This is a genomic window from Amnibacterium sp. (assembly GCF_036559085.1).
Classification (GTDB): domain Bacteria; phylum Actinomycetota; class Actinomycetes; order Actinomycetales; family Microbacteriaceae; genus Amnibacterium.
On record NZ_DATBTU010000012.1, the window covers coordinates 53,882 to 80,692 of the forward strand.

Sequence of the window (26,811 nt, forward strand, 5' to 3'; positions counted from 1 at the left end):
GGATCCTACGAGCGCGGACGGGTCGTGTCCGGCCGACCCCTGCCATAGTTGGGGCCATGCGCCGCTTCGTCGTCCGCGTCATCGGCAACGCGATCGCGCTGTGGCTCGAGACGCTCGTGTTCGCGGCCGTCGGCGCCTCCGCCGCCCTGCACGTCTCGCCCTACGCGTCCGATCCGGTCGCGGTGGTGCTCACGTACCTGCTGCTCGGCCTCCTGTTCGGGGTCGTGAACGGCGTGCTGGGACAGGCGATCCGAGTCGTCGCGTTCCCCCTGTACCTGCTCACCCTCGGGCTGTTCTCCCTGCTCGTGAACGGCCTGCTGTTCCTGCTGGTGGCGTGGATCAGCTCGCTGATCGGGTTCGGCCTCGTCGTCGGCGGCTTCTGGTGGGGTGTGCTCGGTGCGCTGGTGCTCGCCGTGCTGAGCTGGGGGATCGGGCTCGTGCTGCGGCCCCTCAGCGGCGTCGCCGAGGACTGACGCGCCGGTCCGCTCGGACGAGCACGATCCGGCCGTCCCTGGCGGCGAGGAACGGGCGGATGCCGTCCACGAAGGCGACGAGCCGGGGATCCGGACTCTCGTCCGCGAGCGCGAGGGTCTCCCGGTACGCCGTGAGCGCATGCGGCTGCGCGCCCGCGCCGAACGGCAGGATCGGCGGCCCCGGCGGGGCACCGCCGCCGTAGAGGGACCGCCGGACCACGAGGCGGTGCAGGCCGCCCGCCCCGGCCGCGGGCAGCCCGGCGAGCGACGGCACCGGGTCCTCCTCGTGCTCGACCGAGAGCTCCGGCACGTCGCCCCGCAGCTCGAGCTGTCCCGTGGGGCCGCCGAGCGTCACGACGCCCTGCACGTCGAACTCGCCGCGCTGCGCGAGCCGGACCGCGTCCAGCGCCCCCTGCGAGTGCCCCACGAGGAGCACCGGGTCGTCCGGCCGCACACCGGCCGCCCGCATCGCCGACGCGAGGGCGAGCTCGGAGTCGCTGCGCTGCCCGGCGACGCCGGTCACGTCCGACCGGAGGTCGAAGGGCTCCGGCCCCGACTCGGGGGAGAAGGTGATCGTGCCGCAGACGTAGACGATCCAGCGGGACCCGCCGCCGGGCATCGGGTACTGCTCGAGTCGCAGCTGGGTGCCGCCGGGGTCGACCTCAGGGGTGCGGGAGCCGAGCCCGGCCAGCGAGCCCGGTCCCTGCACCGCGCCCGGGAGCACGGAGGGGCTCACCGCGATCGGTGTGCGGGGCGCGGGCAGCACGCCGGCGAGGGCGTCCGCCGTGGCCGCTGTGCCGTGCGGGGACCCGGGGTCGTCGTCGACGAGATCAGCAGGCCGTTCGGTGAGCTCGAACCCCCGGATCAGGTCGTCGCTCGACGAGAGGGCGAGGCGCAGGTCGGCGAGCACCGCGGGATCCACCTGCGGATCGATGCGTCCCGTCGTCAGCAGCTCGCGCGCAACCGTCCCCGCTGCTGCGGCACCGAGCAGCGCGCCCGTGGCACTCGCGGTCAGCACGAGGAACCCCGGCCCGGCGAGCGTCACGCCGAGTCGGGTGACGGCACCCACGGCCGCCGCGCCCTGCGCCCACGCGGCCTGCTGCGCCCCCGCGATCGTCTGCTCCGCCGACCCGTAGCGCTCGGCGGCGGTCCGCAGGCCGTGTGCGGCGTCATCCGCCTCCGGACGGAGGATCCGCACGACGTCCGCGGCGCGCTGGAGCGCCTCGGAAGCCCTGTGCTGCGCCGCGTCGCGCCAGGCGGCATCGGCGAGGCAGGCCTCGAGGCCCGCGGCGAGCGTGCCGAGCTGCTGAGCGAGGTCGTCGAGCCGGACGGCGGCGATCTGCATCGCCGGGGTGTCGACGGCCGCCGATCCGCCGCCGCTCACGGTGAGACCGGGCGCGCTCACGGTGCCGCCAGCCCCGCCCACGCCTCGTCGAGCGCCGCCCGGACCTGCAGCAGCCCGGCCGCGAGGCGACCGGCGGCCACCTCGTACTCGAGCGCCGCGGCGGAGGCCCACCCGTCGAGCACGAGCGGCGGTGCGGGCAGGCCTCGGCCCGCGGTGCGCAGCCGATCGACCGCGTCGATCAGCACGGCCCGCGCGACGGCCTGCGGCTCGAGCATCCGGACCTCCTCCCGCCGAGCAGCCTGGCCGCCGGCCCGGGCCGCACCGCGTCCCACGCGGCAGGAGGCCCGGCTCGGCCGAGCCGGGCGGGACTGGGGAGGAGTGGAGAGCCCGGCACAATGGAGCGGTCCGCGTAGGCGAGGAGAGCCATGCCCCTGTCCGACCAGCCGCTGTCCCCGCTCGACGGGCGCTACCGCCGGATCACCGAGCCCCTCGCCGAGCACCTCTCCGAGGCGGGCCTCAACCGCGCCAGGCTGCGCGTCGAGGTCGAGTGGCTGATCGCCCTCACCGACGCCGGCGTCGCCGGCGCATCCGCCCTCACCGCTGACGAGCAGGCGGCGCTGCGCGGACTGGTGACGGACTTCGGCGATGCCGAGATCGCGGAGCTGACCCGATACGAAGCGGTCACGCGGCACGACGTGAAGGCGGTCGAGTACCTGCTCCGCGACCGCCTGACCACGCTGGGCCTCGACCGCATCGCGGAGCTGACCCACTTCGCCTTCACGAGCGAGGACGTGAACAACCTGGCCATCGCCCTCACCGTGCAGGACGCCCTGCGGACCGTCTGGCTGCCGGCGTTCGACGCGGTCCTCGGCCGGCTCGTCGAGAAGGCCCGCGCCTGGGCCGCCGTCCCGATGCTCGCACGCACCCACGGCCAGCCCGCCACCCCCACCACGATGGGCAAGGAGCTCGCCGTGTTCGCCCACCGGCTGCAGCGGCTGCGTGCCGGCGTGCTCTCGGTCGAGGTGCTCGGCAAGTCCAACGGCGCGAGCGGCGATTACGCCGCGCACGTCGTCGCCGCCCCCGACGTCGACTGGGAGGCGGTGTCCCGCCGGTTCGTGACGGGCCTGGGTCTCACGTGGAACCCGCTGACCACGCAGATCGAGTCGCACGACTGGCAGGTGGAGCTCTACGGCCGCCTGACGCACGTGAACGGCGTGCTGCACAACCTCTGCACCGACGTCTGGCTCTACATCGCCGACGGGTACCTGCGGCAGCTGCCCGTCGCCGGCGCGACGGGCTCCTCGACGATGCCCCACAAGGTGAACCCGATCCGGTTCGAGAACGCCGAGGCGAACCTCGAGCTGTCGACCGGTGTGCTCGGCACCCTGGAGCGCACACTGGTCACGAGCCGGCTGCAGCGGGACCTCACCGACTCGTCCACCCAGCGCAACATCGGCGTCGGGTTCGGCCACGCCCTCGTGGCGCTGTCGAACCTCGCGGCGGGGCTCGACGAGGTCGACGTCGACCCGGTCGCGCTCCAGGCCGACCTGGACCGCAACCAGGAGGTGCTGGGCGAGGCGATCCAGACGGTGGTCCGCGCGGAGATCGCCGCGGGGCGCAGCTGCCTCACGAACCCCTACGAGCTCGTGAAGGAGCTCACGCGCGGACGACGGGTGACCGCTGAGCGGCTCGCGGAGTTCGTCCGGGGCCTCGACCTCGAGCCGGGCGCGCAGGAGCGGCTCGCCGCGCTCACCCCCGCCACCTACACGGGCCTCGCCGAGCGCCTGGTGGCCCACCTCGACGACGGCGGGCGCTGAGCCGGCCTCAGTCCTTCCGGCGCCGCTTCCGGTCCGGCCGCGGCCGCATCAGCACGGGCTGCTCGGACGCGTCCGGCGTCGAATCGGAGCTCTCGACCAGGGCGAACATCGCGAGCAGCAGCAGCGTCACGATGAACGAGACGCCGAGGAAGATCGAGGCGAGCGACAGGTCCTTCGTCGTGGCCAGCACGACGAGCCCGATGAAGACGGCGACGATCGCGGCCATCACGACCAGCTCGACCGGCTTCAGGCGCTCCCGGCGGGTGGCGCTCATCGCACTCCCCCGTCTCGACGGGCGATCGAGACCGCGGCGATGCCGAGGTAGACGGCCACGACGGCGCCCCATGCCGACAGGACGCCGACCGCGAAGAGCGAGTCAGGCAGGATGATGATGAGCATCGCCCCGACGACGAGCTCGAGGCCACCGACGGTCACGAGGTCGCGGGAGGCGACCGAGGCGTCCGCCCGACGGAGCCCCGACAGGACCTCGAGGGCGCCGGCGCCGAGGAAGCCCACGATCTCGAGCGTCAGCAGCGTGCCGATCCCCCCGCCGACCAGCGTCACGGCGAGCACCCCGACGACGAGCAGGACGAGAGCGCGGAGCACCACGAGCAGCCGCCCGGTGCGGGTGACGGCCGTGGAGGCCGCGCCGGCGGCCACGATCACGCCGGAGACCACCGCGAACACCCCGAACACGGCGAGGCCGAAGGACGGCGTGTGGTCCGCCGAGAACGTCACCACGACGGCGAGCGCGGCAGCGGCAGCGGCGCGCAGCGCGGTGAACGCCGTCAGCGACGTCCGGCTGGGCGACACACGGGTCGCGGTGGACAAGAAGGACCTCCTCGACTCGCACCTCGGGGCGCGAGCGCGACCTGCAAGGTTACGCCACGGCGATGTCGGCGAAGCGCGAGTAGCGGCCGTGGAACGCGACGGTGATCGTGTCCGTCGGACCGTTGCGGTGCTTGGCGACGATGAGGTCCGCGTCGGGGTTCGGCTGGTCGCGGTCGTAGGCGCTCTCGCGGTGCAGCAGGATCACCATGTCGGCGTCCTGCTCGATCGAGCCGGACTCGCGCAGGTCGGACAGGGCGGGCCGCTTGTCCGCCCGCTGCTCCGGTCCACGGTTCAGCTGCGACAGGGCGATGACCGGGACGCCCAACTCCTTCGCGAGCAGCTTGAGCGCCCGGGAGAACTCGCTGATCTCCTGCTGACGGCTCTCGACGCGCTTGCCGCTCGTCATGAGCTGCAGGTAGTCGATGACGATGAGCTTGAGACCCACCTTCTGCTTCAGCCGCCGGCACTTGGCCCGGATCTCCACGAGGCTCATGTTCGGGCTGTCGTCGATGTAGAGGGGCGCGTCGTTGATGCGGCCGCGGGTCGCCGCGATCTTGGTCCAGTCGTCCCCGCCGAGCCGGCCCTTGCGCATGTCCTGCATCGAGATGGTGGCCTCCGCCGCCATGAGCCGCATCGCGATCTCGCTGCGCCCCATCTCGAGGGAGAAGAAGATCGTGGGCATCCGGTGCTTCACCGACGCGGCACGCGCCATGTCGAGCGCGAGGGTCGACTTACCCATGGCGGGTCGCGCGCCGACGATGATCAGCTGCCCGGGGTGCAGTCCGTTGGTGAGGTCGTCGAGGCCCTTGAAGCCCGTCGGCACCCCGGTCATCTCGCCGTCGCGGCCGGCCGCGGCCTCCATCTCGTCGATGGCGACGGTGACGGCGTCGGTCAGAGGCACGTAGTCCTCGGTGGCCGACTCGCGGGCGATGCCGAAGATCTCCGCCTGCGCCTGGTTCAGCAGGTCCATCGCGTCGCCCTCGGCGCCGTAGCCGAGCTGGGCGATGTGGGTGCCGGCGTCCACGAGGCGCCGGAGGACGGCCTGCTCGGCGACGATCGAGGCGTAGTAGCCCGCGTTCGCAGCCGTGGGGACGATGTTCGTGAGCGTGTGCAGGTACGACTGGCCGCCGGCGCGCTGCACGTCACCGCTGCTGACGAGCTCGTCCCCGACCGCGATCGCGTCGGTCGGCTCACCGCGGGAGTAGAGGCTGAGGATCGCGTTGAAGATGACCTCGTGCTTCGGCACGTAGAAGTCCGCGCCCACGACGACCTCGAGCACGTCGGCGACGGCGTCGGTCGACAGCAGCATGCCGCCGAGGGCGCTCTGCTCCGCGAGGAGGTTGTGCGGGGGCGTGCGCTCGCGGCGCTCGGCCCCCGGGCTGTCCCAGGCGTCGGGCGCGACGTCCCACTCGGTCATCGACATGCTGTCGCCCCTCCTCTCCTGGCCGGTCGCGTCGCGGACCTGCGCCGTCCGTGTCCCGCGCTGCCAGGAGTACCACCCCGTCCCGACACCGGCCCCGACCGCTGCGGCGAGCCCCGACGGTAATCGAGTGGGTGTGCACAGCGGTGTGGATGACGCGCGCGGAGAACGCTCCTCCCCATGTGGGATTCCTGTGGAGAACCGCCGCCGGCCAAACCCGTATACGACCTGAGAGTGCCTCCTGATCAGCCGTTCGTTCTGTCCCCAACGGCTCTGGGGATAACTGCCCTCAACCACTGGTCGAGGGTTTGCGCTGGCGTGTCGGGGAGACCTCGTGCTACCCGCCGATGAACGGCCGGGAAACGACGAGGGCGTCGCATCCGGAGACCGGATGCAACGCCCTCGTGACGGTGCTCGGGACGGCTCAGCGGGCCGCGACGACCTCGACAGTCAGCGTGGCGGTGACGTCCTCGCGGAGGCGCACCGAGGCCTCGTGGCTGCCCGTCGCGCGGATCGGCGAGGCGAACTCGATCGTCCGCCGGTCGACGCTGCCGAGGCCGGCGGCCTGGACCGCGTCGGCGACGTCCGACGTCGACACCGAGCCGAAGAGCCGGCCGGCCTGACCGGTGCGCACCGCGAGGCGGATCGGCTGCGCCTCGAGGCGCGCCTTCAGAGCCTGGGCCTCCTCGATCGAGGCGGCCTCCCTGGCCTTGCGCGCCGCGCGGATCGAGTCGACCTGCTTCTGGCCGCCGCGGGTCCACGCAACGGCGAAGCCGCTCGGGATGAGGTAGTTGCGGGCGTAGCCGCCCTTCACGTCGACGATGTCGCCGGCGGAACCGAGGCCGGTGACCTCGTGCGTGAGGATGAGCTTCGACATGGTCGTCCCCTTTCTCAGCGGCCGGAGCCGGAGTAGGGGAGCAGGGCCATCTCGCGCGCGTTCTTGACGGCACGGGCGATGAGGCGCTGCTCCTGGACGGAGACACCGGTGATCCGGCGGGCGCGGATCTTGCCGCGCTCGGAGATGAACTTGCGCAGGGTGGCGACGTCCTTGTAGTCGATCACCCCGACCTTGATGCGCTTCGCGGGAGCGACGGGCTTGCCGCCCTTGCCCCGCGTCGGCTTGCGGCTGTCGCCGCGCGACTTACCTGCCATGGCAGTGGATTCCTTTACGTGTGCAGAAGCGTTGGGAGGAGGCGGCCATCCGCCTCGGAGTGGGAGCCGGCCGATGCGCCGATGCGCTCGGCTTCGTCGACCGGTGTCGCGATCGAAGGGCTAGAACGGCGTCTCGTCGTCGTACGCGCCGGGCGCGCTCCAGCCGTCGGCGCCGCCGCTGGACGAGGTGCCGGGGGCACCCCACGGGTCGTCGTTCTGGCGAGCGGGTCCGCCGCCGCCGACCTGACCGCGCGGCGCGGCGCCCTGGCCACCGCCCTGACCGCCACCGCCACCGCCACCGCTCGCGCGGGTGACCTGGGCGGTCGCGTAGCGGAGCGAGGGGCCGATCTCGTCGACCTCGAGCTCGATCGCGGTGCGCTTCTCGCCCTCACGGGTCTCGTAGGAGCGCTGCTTGAGCCGGCCGGTCGCGATGACGCGGGAGCCCTTGGCGAGGGAGCCCGCCACGTGCTCGGCGAAGTCGCGCCAGACGCTCGCGCGGAGGAACAGCGCTTCGCCGTCCTTCCACTCGTTCGCCTGCCGGTCGAAGTTGCGCGGCGTGGAGGCGATCGTGAAGTTCGCGACCGCGAGCCCGTTCTGCGTGTACCGCAGCTCGGGGTCGGAGGTCAGGTTCCCGACGACCGTGATGATCGTCTCGCCGGCCACGACTACCTCGCCGCTGCCGCGGGCCGCGGCGTGCGGGCCGGGCGCTTCGCGATGGCCTCGGCCTCTGCGGCGCGGGCGATCGCCTCCTCGGCGCGGAGCACCTTGGTGCGCAGCACGGCCTCGGACAGGCCGAGCTGGCGGTCGAGCTCCTGCACGGCGGTCGCGGTCGCGGTCAGGTTGACCACCGCGTAGATGCCCTCGGAGTGCTTGTCGATCTCGTAGGCCAGCCGGCGCCGTCCCCAGATGTCGACCTTGTCGACCGTGCCTCCGTCTTGACGGATGACACCCAGGAACCGGTCCAGACTGGGCGCGACCGTCCTCTCGTCGATGCTCGGGTCCAGGATGACCATGAGCTCGTACTTGTGCGTCACTACCCCACCTCCTCTGGTCTCAGCGGCCGCGGTCGTTCCGCGGCAGGAGGGTCTGACACGTGCCCGCGGCCGGAACGGCCGTCAGGGCAACCACGACAGCCTAGTCGCTCGGCCCGGAACCCCGAGCCATCCGCCGTTTTCAGGACTTCCGGCTCGACACACCGCGTTCGTCGGCCGGATGTCCTGAATCAGTGGGGCGGATCCTGAATACGGCGGATGCGGCGGTCAGGAGCGGGCGGCCCACCACTCGTGCAGCCGGCGTGTGGCCTCCTCCTCGCCGAGCGGGCCCTCGTCGAGGCGCAGCTCGAGCAGGAAGCGGTACGCCTCGCCGACGACGGGCCCGGGCGCCACGCCGAGCTCCCGCATGATGGCCTGGCCGTCGAGGTCCGGCCGGATGGCGCCGAGCACCTCCTGCTCCTGCAGCGCGGCGATCCGCCGCTCGAGGTCGTCGTAGGCGGTCGCCAGCCGGCGCACCTTCCGCGGGTTCCTGGTCGTCACATCCGCCCGCGTGAGGATGTGCAACCGGGGCAGCAGGTCGCCCGCGTCCCGCACGTAGCGGCGGACCGCGGAGTCGGTCCACGCGCCCTCGCCGTAGCCGAAGAACCGCTGGTGCAGCTCGATGAGCATCGCGACCTGCTCGATCTGCTCGTTCGGGAAGCGGAGCGCCTTCAGCCGCTTGCGCGCCAGCTTGGCGCCGACCACGTCATGGTGATGGAAGGTGACCTGGCCGCCCTCGAACCGCCGGGTGGCCGGCTTGCCGATGTCGTGCAGCAGGGCGGCGAGCCGCAGCACGATGTCGGGGCCGTGCCCCGGGAAGCGCAGGTGCTCGAGCTCGACGGCTTGCTCGAGCACCGTGAGGCTGTGCTGGTAGACGTCCTTGTGGCGGTGCAGCGCGTCGACGGTGAGCCGGAGCGCCGGCAGCTCGGGCAGCACGCGCTCGGCGAGCCCGGTGTCGACGAGCAGCTCGAGCCCCGGGCGTGCGACGTCGGTGGCGAGCAGCTTCACCAGCTCGTCCTTGATGCGCTCCTGCGACACGACCTCGATGCGGTCGACCAGTCGCTCCATCGCCGCGGTGGCGTCGGCGTCGAGCGCGAAGCCGAGCTGCGCGGTGAAGCGGGCGGCCCGCATCATGCGGAGCGGATCCTCGTCGAACGACTCGAGCGGCGGCGACGGGGTGGTGAGGCGTCGCTCGGCGATGGCAGCGATGCCGTCCGTGGGGTCGACGATCGAGAGCGACGGCAGGCGCACGGCGATGGCGTTCGCCGTGAAGTCGCGCCGCCGCAGGTCGCCGTCCAACGTGTCGCCGAAGACGACCTCCGGCTTCCGCGACGAGGGCGTGTAGACGTCCCGGCGGTAGGTCGTGATCTCGACGGTCTCGCCGGCGATCCGGGCGGCGACGGTGCCGAACGCGCGGCCCGCGTCCCACTGCACGCTGGCGAGCGGCCCCACGATCCGCGCGACCTCCTCGGGGCGCGCATCCGTGGTGAGGTCGAGGTCGGTGACCTCCCGGTCGAGCAGGGCGTCCCGCACCGGGCCACCGACCATGGCGAGCTCGTGACCCGACTCGCCGAACGCCCGGATGAGCCGGCGCATCGCCGGGCGGGCGGCGAGGTCCGCCAGCCGGGGCAAGGCGGCGACGACCGGGTGCATGGGACCAGCCTAGGAGCGGGCCTCTCGAGCACGGCTCCGAAGCGGAAGCCGCGGCGGGCCGCGCCCCTCCCGAATGGGGGCCGCCCGTAGACTCGCCGCATGCTGGAGACCGGGGGGCGCGCGTCCGGCACGGCACGGTGAGGATCCGCTCGAGGGTCCTCGCGATCGTCGCCACCACGGTCGCCCTGGGCGCTCCGGCGGCGGTCCCGGTGCAGGCGGCCGGGACGACGGCGCCGACCCTCAGCGTCGCACCACGACAGGGCGGCGTGCTGGCGGAGGGGGCCGCGCTCGATCTCGACGTCGCGATCCAGAACCACGGCACGGGCGCGGTCACGCCGGGAAGGCTCCGGATCTCGCTGGCGCCCGCGCCGATCGTCGGCGTGAGCACCCTCGTCGATCAGGTCGAGCACCCGAGCACCGTGCTGCAGGGCGACCTCGTCGCGACCACCGCGACGCCGGCCGTGCCCGCCGGCCAGACGGTGCCCGTGCACGTGCACCTCTCCCGCGCCGTGGTGGACAGCGTGATCGGCCACCAGGCGGGGGCCCGCGTCGTCGGCGCCTCGCTCGACCACGGCAGCGACAGCGTGCTCGCCTACTCGGCCGTCACCCGGATCCCGAAGGGCTTCTCCTCGAGCGTCGGCTTCGGCACGGTCGTGCCCGTCACCGCCCCGGCCGGCACCACCGGAGTCGTCCCCGCCGCCGATCTCGGCCCGCTCACCCAGGTCGGCGGCGCCTGGTACACGGCGCTCGACGCGGCCGAGGCCGACCCCCTGGCGACGGTGCTGCTCGATCCCGAGGTGCAGGCCTCGATCCGCCTCGCCGGCTCGGCCGCCCCCGGGTCGGCCACGAACTTCCTCGAGCGGCTCGGCGCGCTGCCGAACGAGGTCGTCGAGCTGCCCTACGCCGACGGCGACGTCACCCTGCAGCGCGCGGCGGGCGCGAGCCACGTGCTCCAGCCCACCTCCTTCGCCGGCGGCGCGGTGAGCACCCCCGTGCCGGCGGCCACCCCAGGCCCCACGACGAGCCCCACGGCGAGCCCGACGGCGACTCCCGCACCGACGCCCACGAAGCCGCTGAGCGACACCGACCTCCTCCAGTGGCACCCCGCATCCGGGCATGTCGCCTGGCCGGTGCCGGGCACGGTGTCGCCCGTCGACCTGCGGTTCCTCGCCGCCTCCGAGTACCCGCTCACGCTGCTCTCCTCCGCCGACGTCTCCGGGGCGCCGAAGGCCGCGGGCTCCGGTCCGCACGTCACCGCGGGCCGGTCCTCCGTGCTCCTGGCGGACGCGACCGCGTCGCGGCTGCTCGCCACGGCGAGCGACGGCAGCGGCGTGCAGCAGGACTCGGCGCTCGCCGAGCTGATCGCCCTGCTCGGCACGGATGCCGTCACCGAGGAGGCCGGCTCCGTGCTCGCGCTCCCGGCCCGCACCGGCGACCGGGCCGACCTCGACCAGGTGCTGAGGACCATCGCCGCCCAGGGCTGGATCCACGGCACCACGCTGCAGGCCCTCGCCGCGGGCCGCGCCACGAAGGTGACGCTGCGCCAGCACCCCGTGCCGGAGGACCTGGTCGCCCCCGCAGCCGCGGCCATCGACGCCGAAGCCGACGTCCGGGCCCTCGGCACCGCGATCACGTCGCAGGCGGCCACCCTGACCGGCCCGCAGCGGCTCAGCCTGCTCGGCGCGCTCTCGACCTCGTGGCGGTCGTCGAACACGGGATACGCCACCGCCACGGCCGAGGTGACCGCCCAGCTGAAGACGTTCGTGCGCAACGTGCAGATCGACCGCACGAGCGACATCAACTACGTCGGTGGCAGCGGCAGCCTGCCCGTCGCGGTCACCAACCAGCTCGACCAACCGGTGGAGGTGGTGCTCGCGGGCACGGCCAGCAACGGCCGCCTCCACATCGAGGGCACCCAGGTCGTCGACATCCCTGCCCGCAGCGGCGTCAAGGCCAAGCTGCCCGTCAAATCGATCAGCAACGGGCCGGTCGACGTCATCCTCACGTTGCAGACGAAGGACGGCCACGTCATCGGCAAGCCGCGCGAGGTGAGCATCACCGTCAACGCCGGATGGGAGGCGGTCGGGGCCGTCGTCTTCGTCACGGCGATGCTCGCCCTGTTCGGCACGGGCGTCTACCGGAACGTCCGCCGGGCTCGACGGCGGATGAAGGCGGCGAAGTGAGCAGCACCACCGGGATCGGGCGCGCCAGCGCGATCCTCGCCTCCGGGACGATGTTCTCCCGCGTGCTCGGCTTCGTGCGGACAGCACTCCTGTCGTACGTGATCGGCACCCGCGGCTTCCTGCCCGACGCCTACAACTCGGCGACCTACGTGCCGAACAGCATCTACGCGATCATCGGCGGGGGCCTGCTCACGGCCGTGCTCGTGCCGCAGATCATCCGGGCGAGCACCGGCCACGACCGCGGCGAGGCCTACGTCAACAAGCTCGTCACGCTCGCGGTGCTGGTGTTCGCCGTCGTGACCGTGGTCGTCACCGTCGCCGCCCCGTGGCTGATGCCGCTGTTCGTCACGAAGCCCGAGACCCTCGCGATCGCGATCACGTTCGCCTACTGGAGCCTGCCGCAGCTCTTCTTCCTCGCGCTCTACAGCGTGCTCGGCGAGGTGCTGAACGCGCGGCGCTCGTTCGGCCCGTACACCTGGGCGCCGGTCCTGAACAACGTCGTCTCCATCGCGAGCCTCGGCCTGTTCATCCTGCTGTACGGCGAGGCGGACTCGTCCCAGCCGCTGGCCGCCGGGCCGACGGTCCTGCTCGCCGGCGGCGCGACGCTCGGCATCGCGGCGCAGGCGCTGATCCTCACCCTGGCGTGGAAGCGAGCGGGGCTGCGGTACCGGCCCGACTTCCGCTGGCGCGGCGTGAACCTGTCCGCCACGGGCAAGGCCGCCGGATGGACCTTCGGCATGCTCGTGGCGACGCAGATCGCCGGGCTCATCGAGGTCCGCATCGCCACCGGTGCGAGCGGGTCCGGGTCCTCATCCGCGGTGATGTCCTACGCGTGGCTCATCTTCATGCTGCCCCACTCGATCATCACCGTCTCGCTCGTGACCGTCTTCTACCCCCGGATGAGCGAGCACGCCGCGCGCGGGGAGCACGGCGCGCTGCGGGACGACGTCCGTCAGGCGCTCCGCATCGTGCTGCTCGTCATGGTGCTCGCCGACGCGGCGCTGCTCGCCGCGGCCGTCCCCTTCTCGGCGTTCTTCAGCCGCTCGCCGGCGGACGCCCACGCCATGGCGCTCGTGCTCGCCGCCTATCTCGTCGGCCTCCTTCCGTTCACCGCGCTGTTCATCGTGCAACGCTGCTTCTACGCCCTCGCGGACACCCGCACCCCGTTCCGCTTCACGGTCGCGCAGCTGGCGGTGGTCATCCCCGGAACGCTGCTGTGCGCGCTGCTGCCGCCCCGCTTCACCGCCGCCGGTATCGCCGCAGTCATCTCCCTCGGCGCCGTCATGCAGCTCGTGATCGCCGGCCTGCTGCTGAGGCGCCGGATCGGTTCCTTCTTCGGCAGGGACGCCCGCCGCTCACTCGTGCGCTACCTGATCGCCGCGGTGCCGGCCCTCGCCGCGGGCCTCGCGGTCCTGGCCGTGACGGGTGGCTTCGGGACGGGCTGGACGGTGGCCAGCCGGTGGGGCGGATTCGCGGGCACGGTCCTCGTCGGAGCCGTCGTCGCGCTCGTCTACCTCGCCGTCCTCGCGGCCCTCCGGGCCCCCGAGCTCGGCACCGCGATGCGGCTCGTCACCGAGCGCGTGCGGCCGACGCGCGCGGAATAGCACCTCCTCAGCAGCGGTTCACCAGGCAGAGTGGTTCCGCCACTCGCGAAGGAGTCATGTCGATGCGCCAGGTCCTCATCATCGGTTCCGGTCCCGCCGGGTACACCGCCGCGCTGTACGCGGCGCGCGCCCAGCTCGCCCCGCTGCTCATCGCGAGCTCGGTCGAGGCCGGCGGCGAGCTGATGAACACCACCGACGTCGAGAACTTCCCCGGCTTCCCCGAAGGCATCCAAGGCCCCGACCTCATGGACCGGATGCTCGAGCAGGCCACGAGGTTCGGCGCCGAGATCCTGCTCGACGACGTCGTCGCGGTCGAGCTCGAGGGCGACGTCAAGCGCGTCAGAACGGGCAGCGGCAAGACGTTCGAGGCCCTCACCGTCATCCTCGCGACCGGGTCCGCCTACCGTCGGCTCGGGATCGAGGGCGAGGACCGGCTGTCCGGCCACGGCGTCTCCTGGTGCGCCACGTGCGACGGGTTCTTCTTCCGGCAGAAGACGATCGCCGTCGTCGGCGGCGGCGACTCCGCGATGGAGGAGGCCACCTTCCTCACCCGCTTCGCGGACAAGGTCTACGTCATCCACCGCACCGACACGCTCCGGGCGTCGAAGATCATGCAGCAGCGCGCGTTCGACAACCCGAAGATCGAGTTCGTCTGGAACTCGACCGTCGCGGAGGTGCTCGGCGGCGACCTCGTCTCCGGCGTGCGCCTCGCCTCGACCGTCGGGGAGCCCGACCGCGAGCTGCCGCTCGACGGCCTCTTCATCGCCATCGGCAACGATCCGCGCACGGACCTCGTCAAGGACGTGCTCGAGCTGACCGCCGCCGGCACGATCGCCGTCGACGGCCGCTCGTCCCGCACCTCGCTGCCGGGCGTCTTCGCCGCAGGCGACGTCATCGACCCGACCTACCGCCAGGCCGTCACCGCAGCCGCGTCCGGCACGGTCGCCGCGCTCGACGCGGAGCACCACCTCGCGGAGCTGCCCGCCGACCTGCTCAGCCAGGCCATCGGCGACGCCGAGCCCGGCGAGGCGCCCGCAGCCGGCACCCCGCTCACGCCGTCCGGCCAGCTGGTCTGACGCGCGTAGGCTGCCGATCCGATCCACCGACCGAGTTCAAGGAGAAGAAGCGCGATGCGCGAAGTGACCGACGCGACGTTCGAGAAGGACGTGCTGCAGGCGGAGAAGCCGGTGCTCGTGGACTTCTGGGCCGCGTGGTGCGGCCCGTGCCGCCGGGTGGCTCCCGTGCTCGAGCAGATCGCTGCGGAGCACCCCGACAAGATCGAGATCGTGAAGCTGAACGTGGATGAGAACCCGGAGACCGCGATGCGGTACCAGGTCACGTCCATCCCCGCGATGAAGCTCTACTCCGGCGGCGAGGTCGTCAAGACCGTCATCGGCGCGAAGCCCAAGCCCGCCATCGAGGCGGACCTCGCGGGCGTCCTGGCCTGAACCCGTCCCGGCAGGTCCCGCACCGGGGCCTGCCGTAGGCTCGTCCACGCGTTCCGACCGGCGGGATGCGGGAGGCCTTCGACGCGTGACCGATCTGCAGGTGCCGGGCGACGACCTGGATCCGTGGCTCGGCGCCTACGCGGACCGCACGTCGGGCCTCTCGGTCTCCGAGGTGCGCGCGCTCTTCGCCGTCGCCTCGCGACCCGAGGTCGTCTCCCTCGCGGGAGGAATGCCGTACGTCCGCGCCATCCCCCGCGAGCTGCTCGCGACGGCGATCGACCGCCTCCTGCTGTCGGACGCCGCATCCGCGCTGCAGTACGGCTCCGGGCAGGGTCTCCCGCGGCTCCGCGAGCACATCCTCGAGATCATGGCGCTCGAGGGCGTCGAGGCGTCCATCGACGACGTGGTGACGACGACCGGGTCCCAGCAGGCGATCGACCTCGTCTCGAAGCTGTTCCTCGACCCCGGCGACGTGGTGATCGCCGAAGGGCCGAGCTACGTGGGCGCGCTCGGCGTGTTCCGCTCCTACCAGGCGGACATCGTGCACGTGCCGCTCGACGCCGACGGGCTGATCCCCGAGGCGCTCGAAGCCACGATCGCCGAGCTGAGGACCGTCGGCAAGCGCCTGAAGTTCCTCTACACGGTGCCGAACTTCCACAACCCTGCGGGCGTCACGATGTCCGCCGAGCGCCGGCCGCGCATCGTCGAGATCTGCCGTCGGGAGAACCTCCTCATCGTCGAGGACAACCCGTACGGGCTGCTCTGGTTCGACACCCCGCCGCCCCCGCCGCTGCACACGCTGAACCCCGACGGCGTCGTCTACCTCGGCTCGTTCTCGAAGACCTTCGCGCCGGGGTTCCGCGTCGGCTGGGCCGTCGCGCCGCTCGCCATCCGCGAGAAGCTCGTGCTCGCGGCCGAGTCCGCGATCCTGTCGCCCAGCAGCTTCGCGCACTACCTGATCAGCGAGTACTTCGAGACGGTCGACTGGCACAGCCAGATCGCGAGGTTCCGTGACGTCTACCGGGAGCGCCGCGACGCGATGCTCGAGGCGCTGACGACCCACCTGCCGAACCTCAGCTGGAACGTCCCGGATGGCGGCTTCTACGTCTGGGTGACGCTGCCGGAGGAGCTCCACTCGAAGCAGATGCTGCCGCGCGCGGTGCGCGAGCTCGTCGCGTACACACCGGGCACGGGCTTCTACGCGGACGGCCAGGGCGGCGGCCAGATGCGGCTCTCGTTCTGCTACCCGACGCCCGAGGAGATCCGGCTCGGCATCCAGCGGCTCGCGTCGGTCGTCGGCGGCGAGCTCGAGCTCGTGCGCGCCTTCGCCGGCACCGGCTCGCTGACCCCCCGCACGCCCGAGCACTCCGTGACGAGCCCGCCACCGGACCTCCGGTAGCGAAGGAAGGAACGCGCCCATGGCCGAGACCGGCGACGTGGTGGTGCTCTCCGGCGGGATCTCGCACGAGCGGGACGTCTCGCTGCGCTCCGGCAGACGCGTCGCCGACGCGCTGGCGAAGGCCGGCTTCTCGGTCCGGATGCTCGACTCGGACTCCCGCCTGCTGCGGGCGCTGCTCGAGCAGCGGCCCGACGTCATCTGGCCGGCGCTGCACGGCGCCAGCGGCGAGGACGGCTCCCTCCGCTCCCTGCTCGACGTGGCCGGTCTCACCTACGTCGGGTCGCGCGGCGACGCGGCACGGCTGGCGTGGGACAAGCCGACGGCCAAGCGGATCCTCACCTCCGCCGGCGGATCCACCCCCGCCTCCGTCACCCTCACCCGCGAGGTGTTCCGCGAGATCGGTGCGCACGCCGCGATCGACGCCATCCTGGCGGCGTTCCCCGGCCCCTCGGTGGTGAAGCCGGCCCGCGGCGGCTCGGCGCAGGGCGTCACCGTGGTCGAGGATCCCGACCGGCTGCCCCGCGCCATGATGGACGCCTTCACCTACGCCGACGAGGCCCTCATCGAGACGAAGGCGAGCGGCACGGAGATCGCCGTCGGGGTCATCGAGGGCGAGGACGGCCCTCGCGCCCTGCCCGCGGTGGAGATCGTGCCGCGCTCGGGCGTCTACGGGTTCGACGAGCGATACACGCCGGGCGCGACGCGCTTCTACACGCCCGCCCGCATCGACGCCGCGGCCGCTGCGGCGGCGGGGGAGCTCGCCGTGCTGGCCCACACCGCGCTGGGCCTGCGCCACCTGTCGCGGTCGGACATGATCGTCGACGCCGACGGCCGCCCCTGGTTCCTCGAGGTGAACGTGATGCCCGGACTCACCGAGACGAGCCTGCTGCCCCAGGCGCTGAAGGCGGGCGGCCACGACCTCGGCGCGGCCTACGCGGAGCTGACCCGCTACGCCCTCACCGCCGGCTGATCGCGCCGTTCCGGAGTTCCTGACCGACACGCCGGTCGCGGGCGCCCCACGGCGGCGTGTCGGCCGATTTCTCCGGAACGGCGCGATCGAGGGTCAGGCTCGGCGCTGGTCGAGCATCCGCTCGCGCGCCTCGCCCTCCTCCCACGCGTCCTCGCCGATGTCGGCGAGGATGCGGTTGAGGTCGGCGACGGATCCGAAGTCGATGACGATCTGCCCGTGCTTCGCGTTCAGGTTGACGCGCACGCGCGTGTCGAAGCGGCTGCCCAGCCGGTCGGCGATCTCGTCGAGCTGCTCGCTGCGGCGGCCGATCGACTTCTTCGGCTTGGACGGCCCCGCCATCTTCACCGCGGCCGCCTCGGCCTGCCGCACGTTCAGCTGCTCGTTGATGATCCGGTCCACGAGCGTGTCCATGAGCTCCGGATCCATCACGGACAGCACCGCGCGGGCGTGACCGGCGGACAGCACGCCGGCGGCGACCTTCCGCTGGATGTGCTCTGGCAGGCGCAGCAGCCGGACGGTGTTCGTGATCATCGGACGCGACCGGCCGAGCCGGGCGCCGAGCTGCTCGTGCGTGATCCCGAAGTCGGCGATGAGCTGCTGGTAGGCGGACGCCTCCTCCAGCGGGTTCAGCTGGGACCGGTGCAGGTTCTCCAGCAGCGCCTCGTGCAGCATCTGCTCGTCGGCGGTCTCCTTGACCACCGCGGGGATGGTGCGGAGCCCGGCCTGCTTCGTGGCGCGTAGGCGCCGCTCGCCCATGACGAGCTCGTACTTCGCGTCCTCACCAGGCGGCAGCGGCCGTACGACGATGGGCTGCAGCACCCCGTTCTCGCGGATGGAGTGGACGAGCTCCGCCATCGCCTCCGCATCGAAGTCGGTGCGCGGCTGCTGCGGGTTGGGGCGGATGTCGTCGGGGGAGAGCGCAGCGAGGCGCGCGCCCGGCACGGCGACGAGCTCGTCGGTGGCCGTCGCGGCGCCGCCGATGCCCGGGGTGAAGAACGTGTCGACCGTGTGCTCGTTCATCGGGATCAGCGCGCCGATCCCCCGGCCGAGTCCGGTCCGCTTCGGCGCGCTCACGCGGCAGCCCCCCGTCGGGCGATCTCCGCAGCCGCCTCCAGGTAGGAGAGCGAGCCGGGGGAGTTCGGGTCGTAGGTGATGACGCTCTGCTGGTAGCTCGGCGCCTCCGAGATCCGGACGGACCTCGGGATCACGCTGCCGAGCACCTGCTTCGGGAAGTGCTCCCGCACGTCGTTGGCGACCTGGTTCGCGAGGTTGGTGCGCCCATCGAACATGGTCAGCAGGATCGTCGAGACCGCGAGGCTCGGGTTCAGGTGCTTCTCGATCAGGTCGATGTTGCGCAGCAGCTGGCTGAGCCCCTCCAGCGCGTAGTACTCGCACTGGATGGGGATGAGCACCTCGGTCGCCGCGACGAACGCGTTGATCGTGAGCAGGCCGATCGACGGCGGGCAGTCGATGAACACGTAGTCGTACGGGTCCTCGACCTTCTCGAGGTACGCCTTCAGCGCGGTGCGGAGCCGCTGCTCGCGCGCGACGAGCGAGACGAGCTCGATCTCCGCGCCGGCGAGGTGGATGGTGGCCGGCACGCAGTCGAGCGTGGGGAACTCGGGGCTCGGCTGCACGACCTCCTCCATCGGGGTGTCCCCGATGATCACGTCGTAGACGCTGGCCGTGTCGTGGCGGTGCTCGACGCCGAGGGCCGTCGAGGCGTTGCCCTGCGGGTCGAGGTCGATGGCGAGCACCCGCATGCCGGACTTGGCGAGGGCCGCGGCGAGGTTCACCGTGGTCGTCGTCTTCCCGACGCCGCCCTTCTGGTTGGCGACCGTGAAGACTCGGGTCGCCTTCGGCCTCGGGAGGGGGCTCGACTGGATCCGGGCGCGGCGCAGCGTGATGTCGGCGAGCTCGCGCGCCAGGGGCGTCGAGTCGTCGAAGCCGGACGATCCGCGGGCTTCGAGGGCTGGGCTGGGTTTCACAGCGGTCCTTGGTGGTGGGGGAGCGGGGTCGGATTCGGCCACGGTCAATCGGGCACTGTAGCCACGACGACCCGGGTTTCCAGGGAGGCCATGCCCGTTCCGACGATCTCCACACGGAGATCGGCGAGTCCGAGCCGACGGATGACCCGGTCGGCCTTCGCGAGCTCGTCGTCGACGCCGGCGCCCTTCATCAGGGCGAGGCAGCCGCCCGGGGCCAGGAGCGGCACGACGAGGGGCAGCAGCTTGGCGAGGGCGCCGACGGCGCGGGCCGTCACGACCTCGAACCGGCCCCCGACCTCCTCGGCACGGGCGCGCAGCACGGTGACGTTCTGAAGCCCGAGGCGCACGATCTCGTCCTCGAGCCAGACGACGCGGCGCTCCATCGGCTCGATCAGCGTGATCGCGATGTCGGGTCGCGTCGCGGCGAGCACGAGGCCGGGCAGCCCGGCCCCGCTGCCGACGTCCGCGACGGTGGCGCCCTCGGGGATCAGCGGTGCGACGAGGCCGCAGTTCACCAGGTGCCGGGTCCAGAGCCGGCCGGGCTCGAGGGGTCCGATCAGCCCGAGTTCCACGCCGAACCGTGCGAGGTCGGAGGCGTACCGCCGCACGGTGGGCAACCCCGGCCCGAAGACGGCTGGGGCGACCGCGGGCTCCGGCTCGACGTCGACCTGGTCGGTCACGCCGGGGTGATCACGATGTGACGACCGGAGCCCTCACCCTCGGAGTGCGACCCGAGGCCGTGCTCGGCGGCGAGGTCGTGCACGAGCTTGCGCTCGTAGGACGACATGGGCTCGAGCGGGAACCGGTCGTCGCCCGCTGCGAACGCCGTGACGGCGTCGTTCACGAGCGAGGCGAGCTCCCGGGAGCGCTGGTCGCGGCTGCCGCCGATGTCGAGGGTGAGCCGGGCGAACTCGCCGGTTCGCGCCTGCACGGCGAGGCGGGTGAGCTCCTGCAGGGCGCCCACCGTGTCTGCGGCGGACAGCAGGTGGAGGTCCCCGCCGCTCACCACGAGCGTGGTCCGGCCGTGGTCGTCCTCGATGTCGATGTCGCCGTCGAGGTCGGCGATGTCGAGCAGCCCCTCGATGTAGTCGGCCGCAAGGTCGCCGACGTCGACGGGTGCAGCGTCGACAGCGGGGTCGCCGACGGATCCGGCCTTGACGGCGAGGTCGACCGCCTCGGCGCCGCCCTGCTCGCCGGCGGGCGCGTCGGCCTCGATCTGCAGCTCGTCCGCCTCGGCGGGCGTCAGTCCCTCGCGGATGTCGCTCATGCTCGGCGCTCCCCCGTTCGTTTGGCGCGGTTCTTGCCGACCGGCTGGTTGCGCTGCGTGTTCACGCGCGGCGTCGGTGCGGCCTCGATCTGGGTGGTCGTCCCGGGCTCGCCGCCGACCTGCTTCTTGCGGGCGGCCTTCTTAGCCAGCCGCGCCTCACGGGCCTTCGCGGCCTCGCTGCCGGGCGTCGGCGAGTTGCGGATGACGATGAACTGCTGGCCCATCGTCCAGAGGTTCGAGAAGACCCAGTAGAACATCACGCCGAGGGGGAAGGCGATCCCCGAGAAGATGAAGACCAGCGGCAGGACGTAGAGCAGCATCTTCTGCTGCCGGTACATCGGGCTCGCCATCGTCTCGGGGGAGACGTTCTTCGACATGATCTGCAGCTGCGTGATGAACTGCGACGCCGTCATCAGCGCGATCATCAGGACGCCGATCACGGTGACGAGCGGGATGCCCTGGTTCGCGGTCAGCGTCGCCGACAGCGGTGCGATGCCGAACAGCTTCGCGGTGCCGAACGAGTGCGCGAGCGGCGCGGTCAGCAGGCCGACGCCCGCCGCCTCCGGATGCTTCTGCGCGTTGTCGAGCACCTGGAAGAGGCTGAAGAAGATCGGCATCTGCGCGAGCAGCGGCAGGCAGGAGGCGAACGGGCTCGTTCCGGTGCGCTTGTAGAGCTCCATCGTCTCCCGGCTCATCGCCTCACGGGAGAACTGGTCGCGCTTGCCCTTGTACTTCTCCTGGATCTTCTTCAGCTGCGGAGCGATCTCCATCATCTTCCGCTGGCTCTTGATCTGCCTGACGAAGAGCGGGATGAGCGCCGCGCGGACGACGAGCACCAGGCCGAGGATGGAGAGGACCCAGGTGATGCCGGCGTCGGGATCGAGCCCGATCGCGGTCCAGCCGCTGTGGAAGGCGACGAGGATCGCCTCGATGACCCATTTGAAGGGCCAGAGGACGATGCCGAAGAGGTCAACCACGGGTTCAGGCTCCTGAATGCTCTGCGTGCCCGACGAAGCCGAGCGGGGTGATGCGGTAGGTGGGCTTCAGCCACCGAGGCGGGTCGTCCACGCCTCCCCTGGACCACGGGTTGCACCGGACGATCCGGGCCACCGCAAGCGCCGAACCGATCACGACGCCGGACTGCTGCACGGCCTCGAGCGCGTAGCGCGAGCAGGATGGATGGTACCTGCACACATCGCCGTACAGCGGTGAGATCAGCAGGCGGTACGCCTTCAGCAGAACGATCGCGGCGTTGCGCGGGGCGAGCAGCAGTGCGACACCGATCCGGCGGAGCATCAGCGGACCCGCCCGGCGAGGGTGCTCACCGCGTCCTCGACCTCGCCGGCGATCGCCTGCCAGGACCCCTCCGCGGCGGCCGGCAGGGCCCGCACGACGACGTCGAGTCCTGAGATGCCTGCAGTCAGCGGCCATGCGGCCGCCTTGATGCGGCGCCGGACCCGGTTGCGCACGACGGCGCCGCCGACGTTCCTGGCGACGATGACGCCGACCCGCAGGGGATCGTCCGAAGAGGTGCGTCGCCCGTAGGCGAGCGTCAGGGCACCTCTCACCCGCCGACCGGACCGGACGAGACGCCGGTAATCGGTGGCGGAGGTGACCCGGTTCGCCTTGGCGAGCACCGACGGCGGGTTACGCCGAGAGCTCGGAGCGACCCTTGCGGCGGCGCGCCGCGAGGATCGCACGGCCCGCGCGGGTGCGCATGCGGAGCCGGAAGCCGTGCACCTTGGCGCGACGGCGGTTGTTGGGCTGGAAGGTGCGCTTGGTCATGAGGATCCCCTCGGAGGTGCGTCGCCCGCGCGGGCCGGTGGATGCGCCGGCTCGGGGCTCGAAGTCGTGGGACGCGATGCGTCGCGGAACCGCATCACAGTACACCAGGACGCCGGGAGGTGCGGGAGCCCGCCCCGGTCGTCCCGGAATCACGGGCGAGTCGCCTTCGCCCTCAACCGGAAGTCGAGGTTCTGCACAGATCAATCCACCGATGTGGACTTGTCTGTGGAAACATGCGGGGATTACCGTGGGCGCCCGTCCGGCCGGTCGACTGATGTCGACGCCGTGACGAGCCCCCATCCCCGCGGCCCCGAGCCGCTTCCGCATGCCCGCCTCCGGCGGCCGCGCCAGGAGGAGCCGAACGTGCCCGAGGTCGCCGTCGACGCGTGGGCCCGCATCCGCGAGGCCCTCGACGGCGACGTGCGCGTCGGGCCGCAGCTGCAGGGGTTCATGAACCTGGTCGAGCCGAAGGGCATCATGGCCGGGGTCATCTACCTCGAGGTGCCGAACGACTTCACGCGGTCGATGCTCGAGCAGCGGGCGCGCATGCCGCTGACCGAGGCGATCGGCGGGCTCTCCGGCGACTTCGAGATCCACACCTTCGCGGTCACGGTGAACCCGGAGATCGCGCCGGACGCGTACGTCCAGACCGCCTCGACGACGGCGCCGCTCACCGCGGTCGTCCGGAGCGAGCCCGCCGAGGTCCCCCGGACGCCCCCGGCGACGTTCGCGCCGGCTGCCGGCGCCGACGACAAGTCGCTCGAGACCAGCGAGTCCCGGCTGAACGCCCGCTACACCTTCGACACGTTCGTCATCGGCGCCTCGAACCGGTTCGCGCACGCCGCGGCCTTCGCGGTGGCCGAGTCGCCGGCGAAGGCGTACAACCCCCTCTTCATCTACGGCGAGTCGGGCCTCGGCAAGACGCACCTGCTCCACTCGATCGGCCACTACTCGATGGGCCTGTTCCCGGGCATCCGCGTGCGGTACGTGTCGAGCGAGGAGTTCACGAACGACTTCATCAACTCGATCGCGACGAACAAGGCGGCCGGCTTCCAGCGCCGCTACCGCGACGTCGACATCCTGCTGATCGACGACATCCAGTTCCTCTCGGGCAAGGACTCCACGCAGGAGGCCTTCTTCCACACCTTCAACACCCTGCACGACCACAACAAGCAGGTCGTCATCACCTCGGACCTCGCGCCGCGGCAGCTCACCGGTTTCGAGGACCGGATGCGGTCCCGCTTCGAGCAGGGGCTCATCACCGACGTGCAGATCCCGGACCTCGAGACGCGGATCGCGATCCTCCGCAAGCGGGCGCAGAGCGAGCGGCTGCAGGTGCCCGACGACATCCTCGAGTTCATGGCCTCGAAGGTGTCGAGCAACATCCGCGAGCTCGAGGGCACCCTCATCCGCGTCACCGCCTACGCGAGCCTGAACCGGTCGCCGGTCGACCTGCAGCTCGTGCAGACCGTGCTGAAGGACCTCATCACGCTCGACGAGGACAACGTCATCGCGCCGGCCGACATCATCAGCGCGGTCGCCGAGTACTTCAAGCTCTCCGTCGACGACCTCTACGGCTCGTCGCGCTCGCAGCAGATCGCCTCCGCCCGGCAGATCGCGATGTACCTGTGCCGAGAGCTGACGAGCCTGTCGCTGCCGAAGATCGGGCAGCTGTTCGGCGGCCGCGACCACACGACGGTCATGTACGCCAACAAGAAGATCAGCGAGCTCATGAAGGAGCGGCGCTCGATCTACAACCAGGTCTCCGAGCTGACGAGCCGCATCAAGCAGGACCAGCGCTACCGCAAGTAGGCCCGCGCAACGGGACGACGGGTGGGCGGAGACCCCCGGACGCGGGATGGCCGGTGTCGGCCGTATCCCACACACTTGCCAACAGGGGGATGGGATGCCCTCGCGGCCATGGATCTTCCCCCATGTGGACGCCCTGTGGATAACTGTGGACGAACCGCCCGCCGGGTCCACCCTCGGATGGGGGACGTGTGCAGAGGGTCGTCGCCGTCGAACATCCCTCAGCGGTTCTCGTCAGCACGCCTCCGCACGGTTTCGACAACTCACAGACGTGTAGTTCCGGCTCGGGACGCGGCCTCCCCCGAGTTATCCACAGTGTGCACACCTGTTAAGAGTGGTGTTGTCCTTCTTGATCCATCTCCCACTCCATCCGATTCCACGCTGTGGACAGCGAGCCGGGGGCAGGACATCCGGGCCGGGGCCGAGGGGACGGGCACCCGCTAGCATGCTCAGGACCTTGTGACCGGGGGCAGGGCCCACCGGGAACCCCCACCGGCGATGAGGAGACAGCAGTGCGATTCCAGGCGAACCGGGACGTCTTCAGCGACGCCGTGTCGTTCGCCGTCAAACTGCTCCCCCAGCGCACGACGCTGCCGATCCTGTCCGGTGTGCTCATCGAGACGACGGAGCGCGGCCTGACGCTGTCGTCCTTCGACTACGAGGTCTCCGCACGCACGGAGATCGACGCCGAGGTGCAGGAGCCGGGCCGGGTGCTGGTCTCCGGACGACTCCTCGCGGACATCGCGAACCGCCTGCCGTCGGCGCCGGTCGAGGTCCGCACCGACGACAACCGGGTGATCGTGAGCGGCGGCAGCGCCCGGTTCACCCTCCTCAGCATGCCCGTGGCGGAATACCCGAGCCTTCCGGTGGTCGGCGAGCCGACGGGGGTCATCCCGGCCGGCAACTTCTCCGCCGCCATCGCCCAGGTGGTCGTGGCCGCGTCGCGGGACGACGTGACACCGGTCATCACGGGGGTGCAGCTCGAGGCGGGGCCCACCGCCCTCGGCCTCGTCGCGACCGATCGCTACCGCGTCGCCATCCGTGCGATCGAGTGGCACACCGAGCAGACCGACGACAGCACGGCGCTCGTGCCCGCACGCACCCTGCAGGAGGTCGGCCGCACCTTCGGTGGCAGCGGCGACGTGACGATCTCGATCACCCGCGGCGGCGACCGCGAGCTGATCGGCTTCAGCGCCGACCGGCGCACCGTCACCTCGCTGCTCATCAAGGGCAACTTCCCGCCGGTCCGGCGGCTGTTCCCCGACGTCGTCGAGAACTTCGCGGTGCTGAGCACGGCCGAGCTCGTCGAGGCGACCCGTCGCGTGCAGCTCGTCCTCGAGCGCGAGGCGGCTCTGAAGTACTCCTTCTCCACCGAGGGCGTCACGCTCGAGGCGGCCGGCGGCGAGCAGGCGCAGGCGTCCGAGCAGCTCGACGCCGTGCTGACCGGCCCGGACATGGTCGTCTCCCTGAAGCCCCAGTTCCTGCTCGACGGACTCTCGGGAGTGCACACGGAGTTCGTGCGACTCTCGTTCACGAAGACGGAGAACCCCAACAAGCCCGGCCCGGTGCTCGTCACCGGCCAGCGCTCGAAGGACGAGGCCGGCTCGGAGGACTACCGCTACCTCCTGCAGCCGAACCTCCTGCTCCGATGACTCGATGACGCAGAGGGAGAACGGCATGAAGATCGGCCTGGTCGGGCTCGGCAAGATGGGCAACAACATGCGCTCCCGGCTGAAGAACGCCGGGATCGACGTGGTGGGCTTCGACACGAACCCCGACGTGAGCGACGTGCCGGACTACGCGGCCCTCGCCGCGGCCCTCCCGACGCCGCGCACCGTCTGGGTGATGGTGCCGGCCGGGAGGATCACCGACTCGGTCATCGACTCCCTCGCCGACGTGCTCGAGGCGGGCGACCTCGTCATCGACGGCGGCAACACGAAGTTCACCGACGACGAGGTCCACGCGAAGCAGCTCGGGGAGAAGGGCATCGACTTCATGGACGTCGGTGTCTCGGGCGGTGTCTGGGGGCTGCAGAACGGCTACGGCCTCATGGTCGGCGGCAGCGACGAGCAGGTGCAGCGGGTGATGCCGGTCTTCGACGCCCTGCGTCCCGAGGGGCCGCGCGAGGAGGGCTTCGTGCACGCGGGGCCGGCCGGCGCGGGCCACTACACGAAGATGGTCCACAACGGCATCGAGTACGCGATCATGCAGGCGTACGCCGAGGGCTACGAGCTGCTCGCCGCCTCGCCGCACGTCGACGACGTGCCCGGCACGTTCAAGGCCTGGCAGCGCGGCACGGTCATCCGCTCCTGGCTGCTCGAGCTGATGGTGCGGGCCCTCGACGCCGATCCCGCCTTCGAGGACATCGACGGCTACGTCGACGACTCCGGCGAGGGCCGCTGGACCCTCGAGGAGGCGATCGAGAACGCCGTGCCGATGCCGGCGATCAGCGCCTCGATCTTCGCCCGGTTCGTCTCGCGGCAGGATCAGTCACCGGCCATGAAGGCGGTGGCCGCGCTGCGCAACCAGTTCGGCGGCCACGCGGTCAAGGCCCACGAGGCGAAGGCCGCGCAGGATCTGCATCCGGCCAAGTAGGTCTGAGCAGGTCGGTCGCCGGCACGGAGCGGATGAGGGGG

28 protein-coding genes and 1 pseudogene are annotated in these 26,811 nt (G+C 71.7%); 11 read left to right on the forward strand and 18 right to left on the reverse strand.

Features of this window, described 5'->3' with window-relative positions; genetic code table 11:
* The first annotated feature begins 56 nt into the window (after nucleotides 1-56).
* Nucleotides 57-473, forward strand: coding sequence for a phage holin family protein (locus tag VIG76_RS01910; RefSeq protein WP_331950463.1), 417 nt, complete (start codon nucleotides 57-59; stop codon nucleotides 471-473).
* On the opposite strand, the gene VIG76_RS01915 is transcribed toward VIG76_RS01910, so the two are convergent.
* Complete coding sequence (locus VIG76_RS01915; RefSeq protein WP_331950465.1) at nucleotides 451-1,878, reverse strand: hypothetical protein; 1,428 nt, start codon at nucleotides 1,876-1,878, stop codon at nucleotides 451-453. The two genes, VIG76_RS01910 and VIG76_RS01915, sit on opposite strands and share 23 nt — an antisense overlap.
* Nucleotides 1,875-2,093 (reverse strand): hypothetical protein, encoded by a 219-nt coding sequence (locus VIG76_RS01920; RefSeq protein ID WP_331950467.1) that lies wholly within the window; start codon nucleotides 2,091-2,093, stop codon nucleotides 1,875-1,877. Before VIG76_RS01920 ends, VIG76_RS01915 begins: the two co-directional genes overlap by 4 nt.
* A 150-nt stretch (nucleotides 2,094-2,243) precedes the next feature.
* On the opposite strand from VIG76_RS01920, the gene purB reads away from it, so the two are divergent.
* Complete coding sequence (purB, locus tag VIG76_RS01925) at nucleotides 2,244-3,635, forward strand: adenylosuccinate lyase (RefSeq protein WP_331950469.1); 1,392 nt, start codon at nucleotides 2,244-2,246, stop codon at nucleotides 3,633-3,635.
* Nucleotides 3,636-3,642: 7 nt separating this feature from the next.
* Here purB and VIG76_RS01930 read toward each other — a convergent pair whose 3' ends face one another.
* From VIG76_RS01930 to VIG76_RS01965, 8 genes are all read right to left on the reverse strand, one after another.
* A complete protein-coding gene (locus VIG76_RS01930; protein WP_331950471.1) occupies nucleotides 3,643-3,909 on the reverse strand; it encodes a hypothetical protein in 267 nt (88 codons plus the stop codon).
* Nucleotides 3,906-4,466, reverse strand: a complete 561-nt coding sequence (locus VIG76_RS01935; RefSeq protein ID WP_331950473.1) for a hypothetical protein — start codon at nucleotides 4,464-4,466, stop codon at nucleotides 3,906-3,908. Before VIG76_RS01935 ends, VIG76_RS01930 begins: the two co-directional genes overlap by 4 nt.
* 49 nt (nucleotides 4,467-4,515) lie before the next feature.
* Nucleotides 4,516-5,883 carry a replicative DNA helicase gene (gene dnaB, locus VIG76_RS01940; protein ID WP_331950635.1) on the reverse strand — a complete coding sequence of 456 codons (1,368 nt, stop codon included), beginning with the start codon at nucleotides 5,881-5,883 and terminating at the stop codon, nucleotides 4,516-4,518.
* Between the two features lie 427 nt (nucleotides 5,884-6,310).
* Nucleotides 6,311-6,763, reverse strand: a complete 453-nt coding sequence (gene rplI, locus VIG76_RS01945) for a 50S ribosomal protein L9 (RefSeq protein ID WP_331950475.1) — start codon at nucleotides 6,761-6,763, stop codon at nucleotides 6,311-6,313.
* Between the two features lie 14 nt (nucleotides 6,764-6,777).
* The gene (gene rpsR, locus VIG76_RS01950; protein ID WP_331950477.1) at nucleotides 6,778-7,038 is read right to left on the reverse strand and encodes a 30S ribosomal protein S18; all 261 of its coding nucleotides are present in this window, start codon (nucleotides 7,036-7,038) and stop codon (nucleotides 6,778-6,780) included.
* A gap of 120 nt (nucleotides 7,039-7,158) precedes the next feature.
* Nucleotides 7,159-7,701, reverse strand: coding sequence for a single-stranded DNA-binding protein (locus VIG76_RS01955; protein ID WP_331950479.1), 543 nt, complete (start codon nucleotides 7,699-7,701; stop codon nucleotides 7,159-7,161).
* Between the two features lie 2 nt (nucleotides 7,702-7,703).
* Nucleotides 7,704-8,072, reverse strand: a complete 369-nt coding sequence (rpsF, locus tag VIG76_RS01960; RefSeq protein WP_331950481.1) for a 30S ribosomal protein S6 — start codon at nucleotides 8,070-8,072, stop codon at nucleotides 7,704-7,706.
* Between the two features lie 225 nt (nucleotides 8,073-8,297).
* Complete coding sequence (locus VIG76_RS01965; protein WP_331950483.1) at nucleotides 8,298-9,722, reverse strand: CCA tRNA nucleotidyltransferase; 1,425 nt, start codon at nucleotides 9,720-9,722, stop codon at nucleotides 8,298-8,300.
* A 137-nt stretch (nucleotides 9,723-9,859) separates the two neighbouring features.
* Here VIG76_RS01965 and VIG76_RS01970 point away from each other — a divergent pair, with 137 nt between their 5' ends.
* The 6 genes from VIG76_RS01970 to VIG76_RS01995 all read left to right on the forward strand — a co-directional run bounded on the left by VIG76_RS01970 (nucleotide 9,860) and on the right by VIG76_RS01995 (nucleotide 17,326).
* Nucleotides 9,860-11,905: a DUF6049 family protein gene (locus tag VIG76_RS01970; RefSeq protein WP_331950485.1), complete on the forward strand. Its 2,046-nt coding sequence runs from the start codon at nucleotides 9,860-9,862 to the stop codon at nucleotides 11,903-11,905.
* Nucleotides 11,902-13,509, forward strand: a complete 1,608-nt coding sequence (gene murJ, locus VIG76_RS01975; protein ID WP_331950487.1) for a murein biosynthesis integral membrane protein MurJ — start codon at nucleotides 11,902-11,904, stop codon at nucleotides 13,507-13,509. The genes VIG76_RS01970 and murJ overlap by 4 nt, the downstream gene beginning before the upstream one ends.
* 62 nt (nucleotides 13,510-13,571) lie before the next feature.
* Nucleotides 13,572-14,585 carry a thioredoxin-disulfide reductase gene (gene trxB / locus VIG76_RS01980; RefSeq protein WP_331950489.1) on the forward strand — a complete coding sequence of 338 codons (1,014 nt, stop codon included), beginning with the start codon at nucleotides 13,572-13,574 and terminating at the stop codon, nucleotides 14,583-14,585.
* Between the two features lie 54 nt (nucleotides 14,586-14,639).
* Nucleotides 14,640-14,957 (forward strand): thioredoxin, encoded by a 318-nt coding sequence (trxA, locus tag VIG76_RS01985; protein ID WP_331950491.1) that lies wholly within the window; start codon nucleotides 14,640-14,642, stop codon nucleotides 14,955-14,957.
* A gap of 85 nt (nucleotides 14,958-15,042) precedes the next feature.
* Nucleotides 15,043-16,356: an aminotransferase-like domain-containing protein gene (locus VIG76_RS01990; protein WP_331950493.1), complete on the forward strand. Its 1,314-nt coding sequence runs from the start codon at nucleotides 15,043-15,045 to the stop codon at nucleotides 16,354-16,356.
* Between the two features lie 19 nt (nucleotides 16,357-16,375).
* Entirely contained in the window at nucleotides 16,376-17,326 is a 951-nt protein-coding gene (locus VIG76_RS01995) for a D-alanine--D-alanine ligase family protein (protein WP_331950495.1), read from the forward strand.
* Nucleotides 17,327-17,419: 93 nt separating this feature from the next.
* Here the strand turns inward: VIG76_RS01995 and VIG76_RS02000 are convergent, their stop codons facing one another.
* From VIG76_RS02000 to rpmH, 8 genes are read right to left on the reverse strand one after another with little or no spacing between them, the layout of a single operon-like run.
* A complete protein-coding gene (locus tag VIG76_RS02000) occupies nucleotides 17,420-18,400 on the reverse strand; it encodes a ParB/RepB/Spo0J family partition protein (RefSeq protein WP_331950497.1) in 981 nt (326 codons plus the stop codon).
* On the reverse strand, nucleotides 18,397-19,314 hold the full coding sequence (locus VIG76_RS02005; protein ID WP_331950499.1) for a ParA family protein: 918 nt from the start codon (nucleotides 19,312-19,314) through the stop codon (nucleotides 18,397-18,399). The genes VIG76_RS02000 and VIG76_RS02005 overlap by 4 nt, the downstream gene beginning before the upstream one ends.
* Nucleotides 19,315-19,358: 44 nt before the next feature.
* Nucleotides 19,359-19,994, reverse strand: coding sequence for a 16S rRNA (guanine(527)-N(7))-methyltransferase RsmG (gene rsmG, locus VIG76_RS02010; protein WP_331950501.1), 636 nt, complete (start codon nucleotides 19,992-19,994; stop codon nucleotides 19,359-19,361).
* Nucleotides 19,991-20,581: a Jag family protein gene (locus VIG76_RS02015; RefSeq protein ID WP_331950503.1), complete on the reverse strand. Its 591-nt coding sequence runs from the start codon at nucleotides 20,579-20,581 to the stop codon at nucleotides 19,991-19,993. Before VIG76_RS02015 ends, rsmG begins: the two co-directional genes overlap by 4 nt.
* Nucleotides 20,578-21,558, reverse strand: coding sequence for a membrane protein insertase YidC (gene yidC / locus VIG76_RS02020; RefSeq protein WP_331950505.1), 981 nt, complete (start codon nucleotides 21,556-21,558; stop codon nucleotides 20,578-20,580). The genes VIG76_RS02015 and yidC overlap by 4 nt, the downstream gene beginning before the upstream one ends.
* Nucleotides 21,559-21,562: 4 nt before the next feature.
* Nucleotides 21,563-21,877, reverse strand: a complete 315-nt coding sequence (gene yidD, locus VIG76_RS02025; protein ID WP_331950507.1) for a membrane protein insertion efficiency factor YidD — start codon at nucleotides 21,875-21,877, stop codon at nucleotides 21,563-21,565.
* Entirely contained in the window at nucleotides 21,877-22,281 is a 405-nt protein-coding gene (gene rnpA, locus VIG76_RS02030; RefSeq protein ID WP_331950509.1) for a ribonuclease P protein component, read from the reverse strand. Before rnpA ends, yidD begins: the two co-directional genes overlap by 1 nt.
* On the reverse strand, nucleotides 22,229-22,366 hold the full coding sequence (gene rpmH / locus VIG76_RS02035) for a 50S ribosomal protein L34 (protein WP_120789077.1): 138 nt from the start codon (nucleotides 22,364-22,366) through the stop codon (nucleotides 22,229-22,231). Before rpmH ends, rnpA begins: the two co-directional genes overlap by 53 nt.
* Nucleotides 22,367-22,729: 363 nt before the next feature.
* Here rpmH and dnaA point away from each other — a divergent pair, with 363 nt between their 5' ends.
* The 3 genes and pseudogenes from dnaA to gnd all read left to right on the forward strand — a co-directional run.
* Nucleotides 22,730-24,178, forward strand: coding sequence for a chromosomal replication initiator protein DnaA (gene dnaA / locus VIG76_RS02040; protein ID WP_331950513.1), 1,449 nt, complete (start codon nucleotides 22,730-22,732; stop codon nucleotides 24,176-24,178).
* Nucleotides 24,179-24,687: 509 nt separating this feature from the next.
* Nucleotides 24,688-25,827 carry a DNA polymerase III subunit beta gene (gene dnaN / locus VIG76_RS02045; RefSeq protein ID WP_331950515.1) on the forward strand — a complete coding sequence of 380 codons (1,140 nt, stop codon included), beginning with the start codon at nucleotides 24,688-24,690 and terminating at the stop codon, nucleotides 25,825-25,827.
* Nucleotide 25,828: 1 nt separating this feature from the next.
* A pseudogene (gene gnd, locus VIG76_RS02050) lies at nucleotides 25,829-26,770 on the forward strand (phosphogluconate dehydrogenase (NAD(+)-dependent, decarboxylating)); the annotation flags it as partial.
* Between the last annotated feature and the right edge of the window lie 41 nt (nucleotides 26,771-26,811).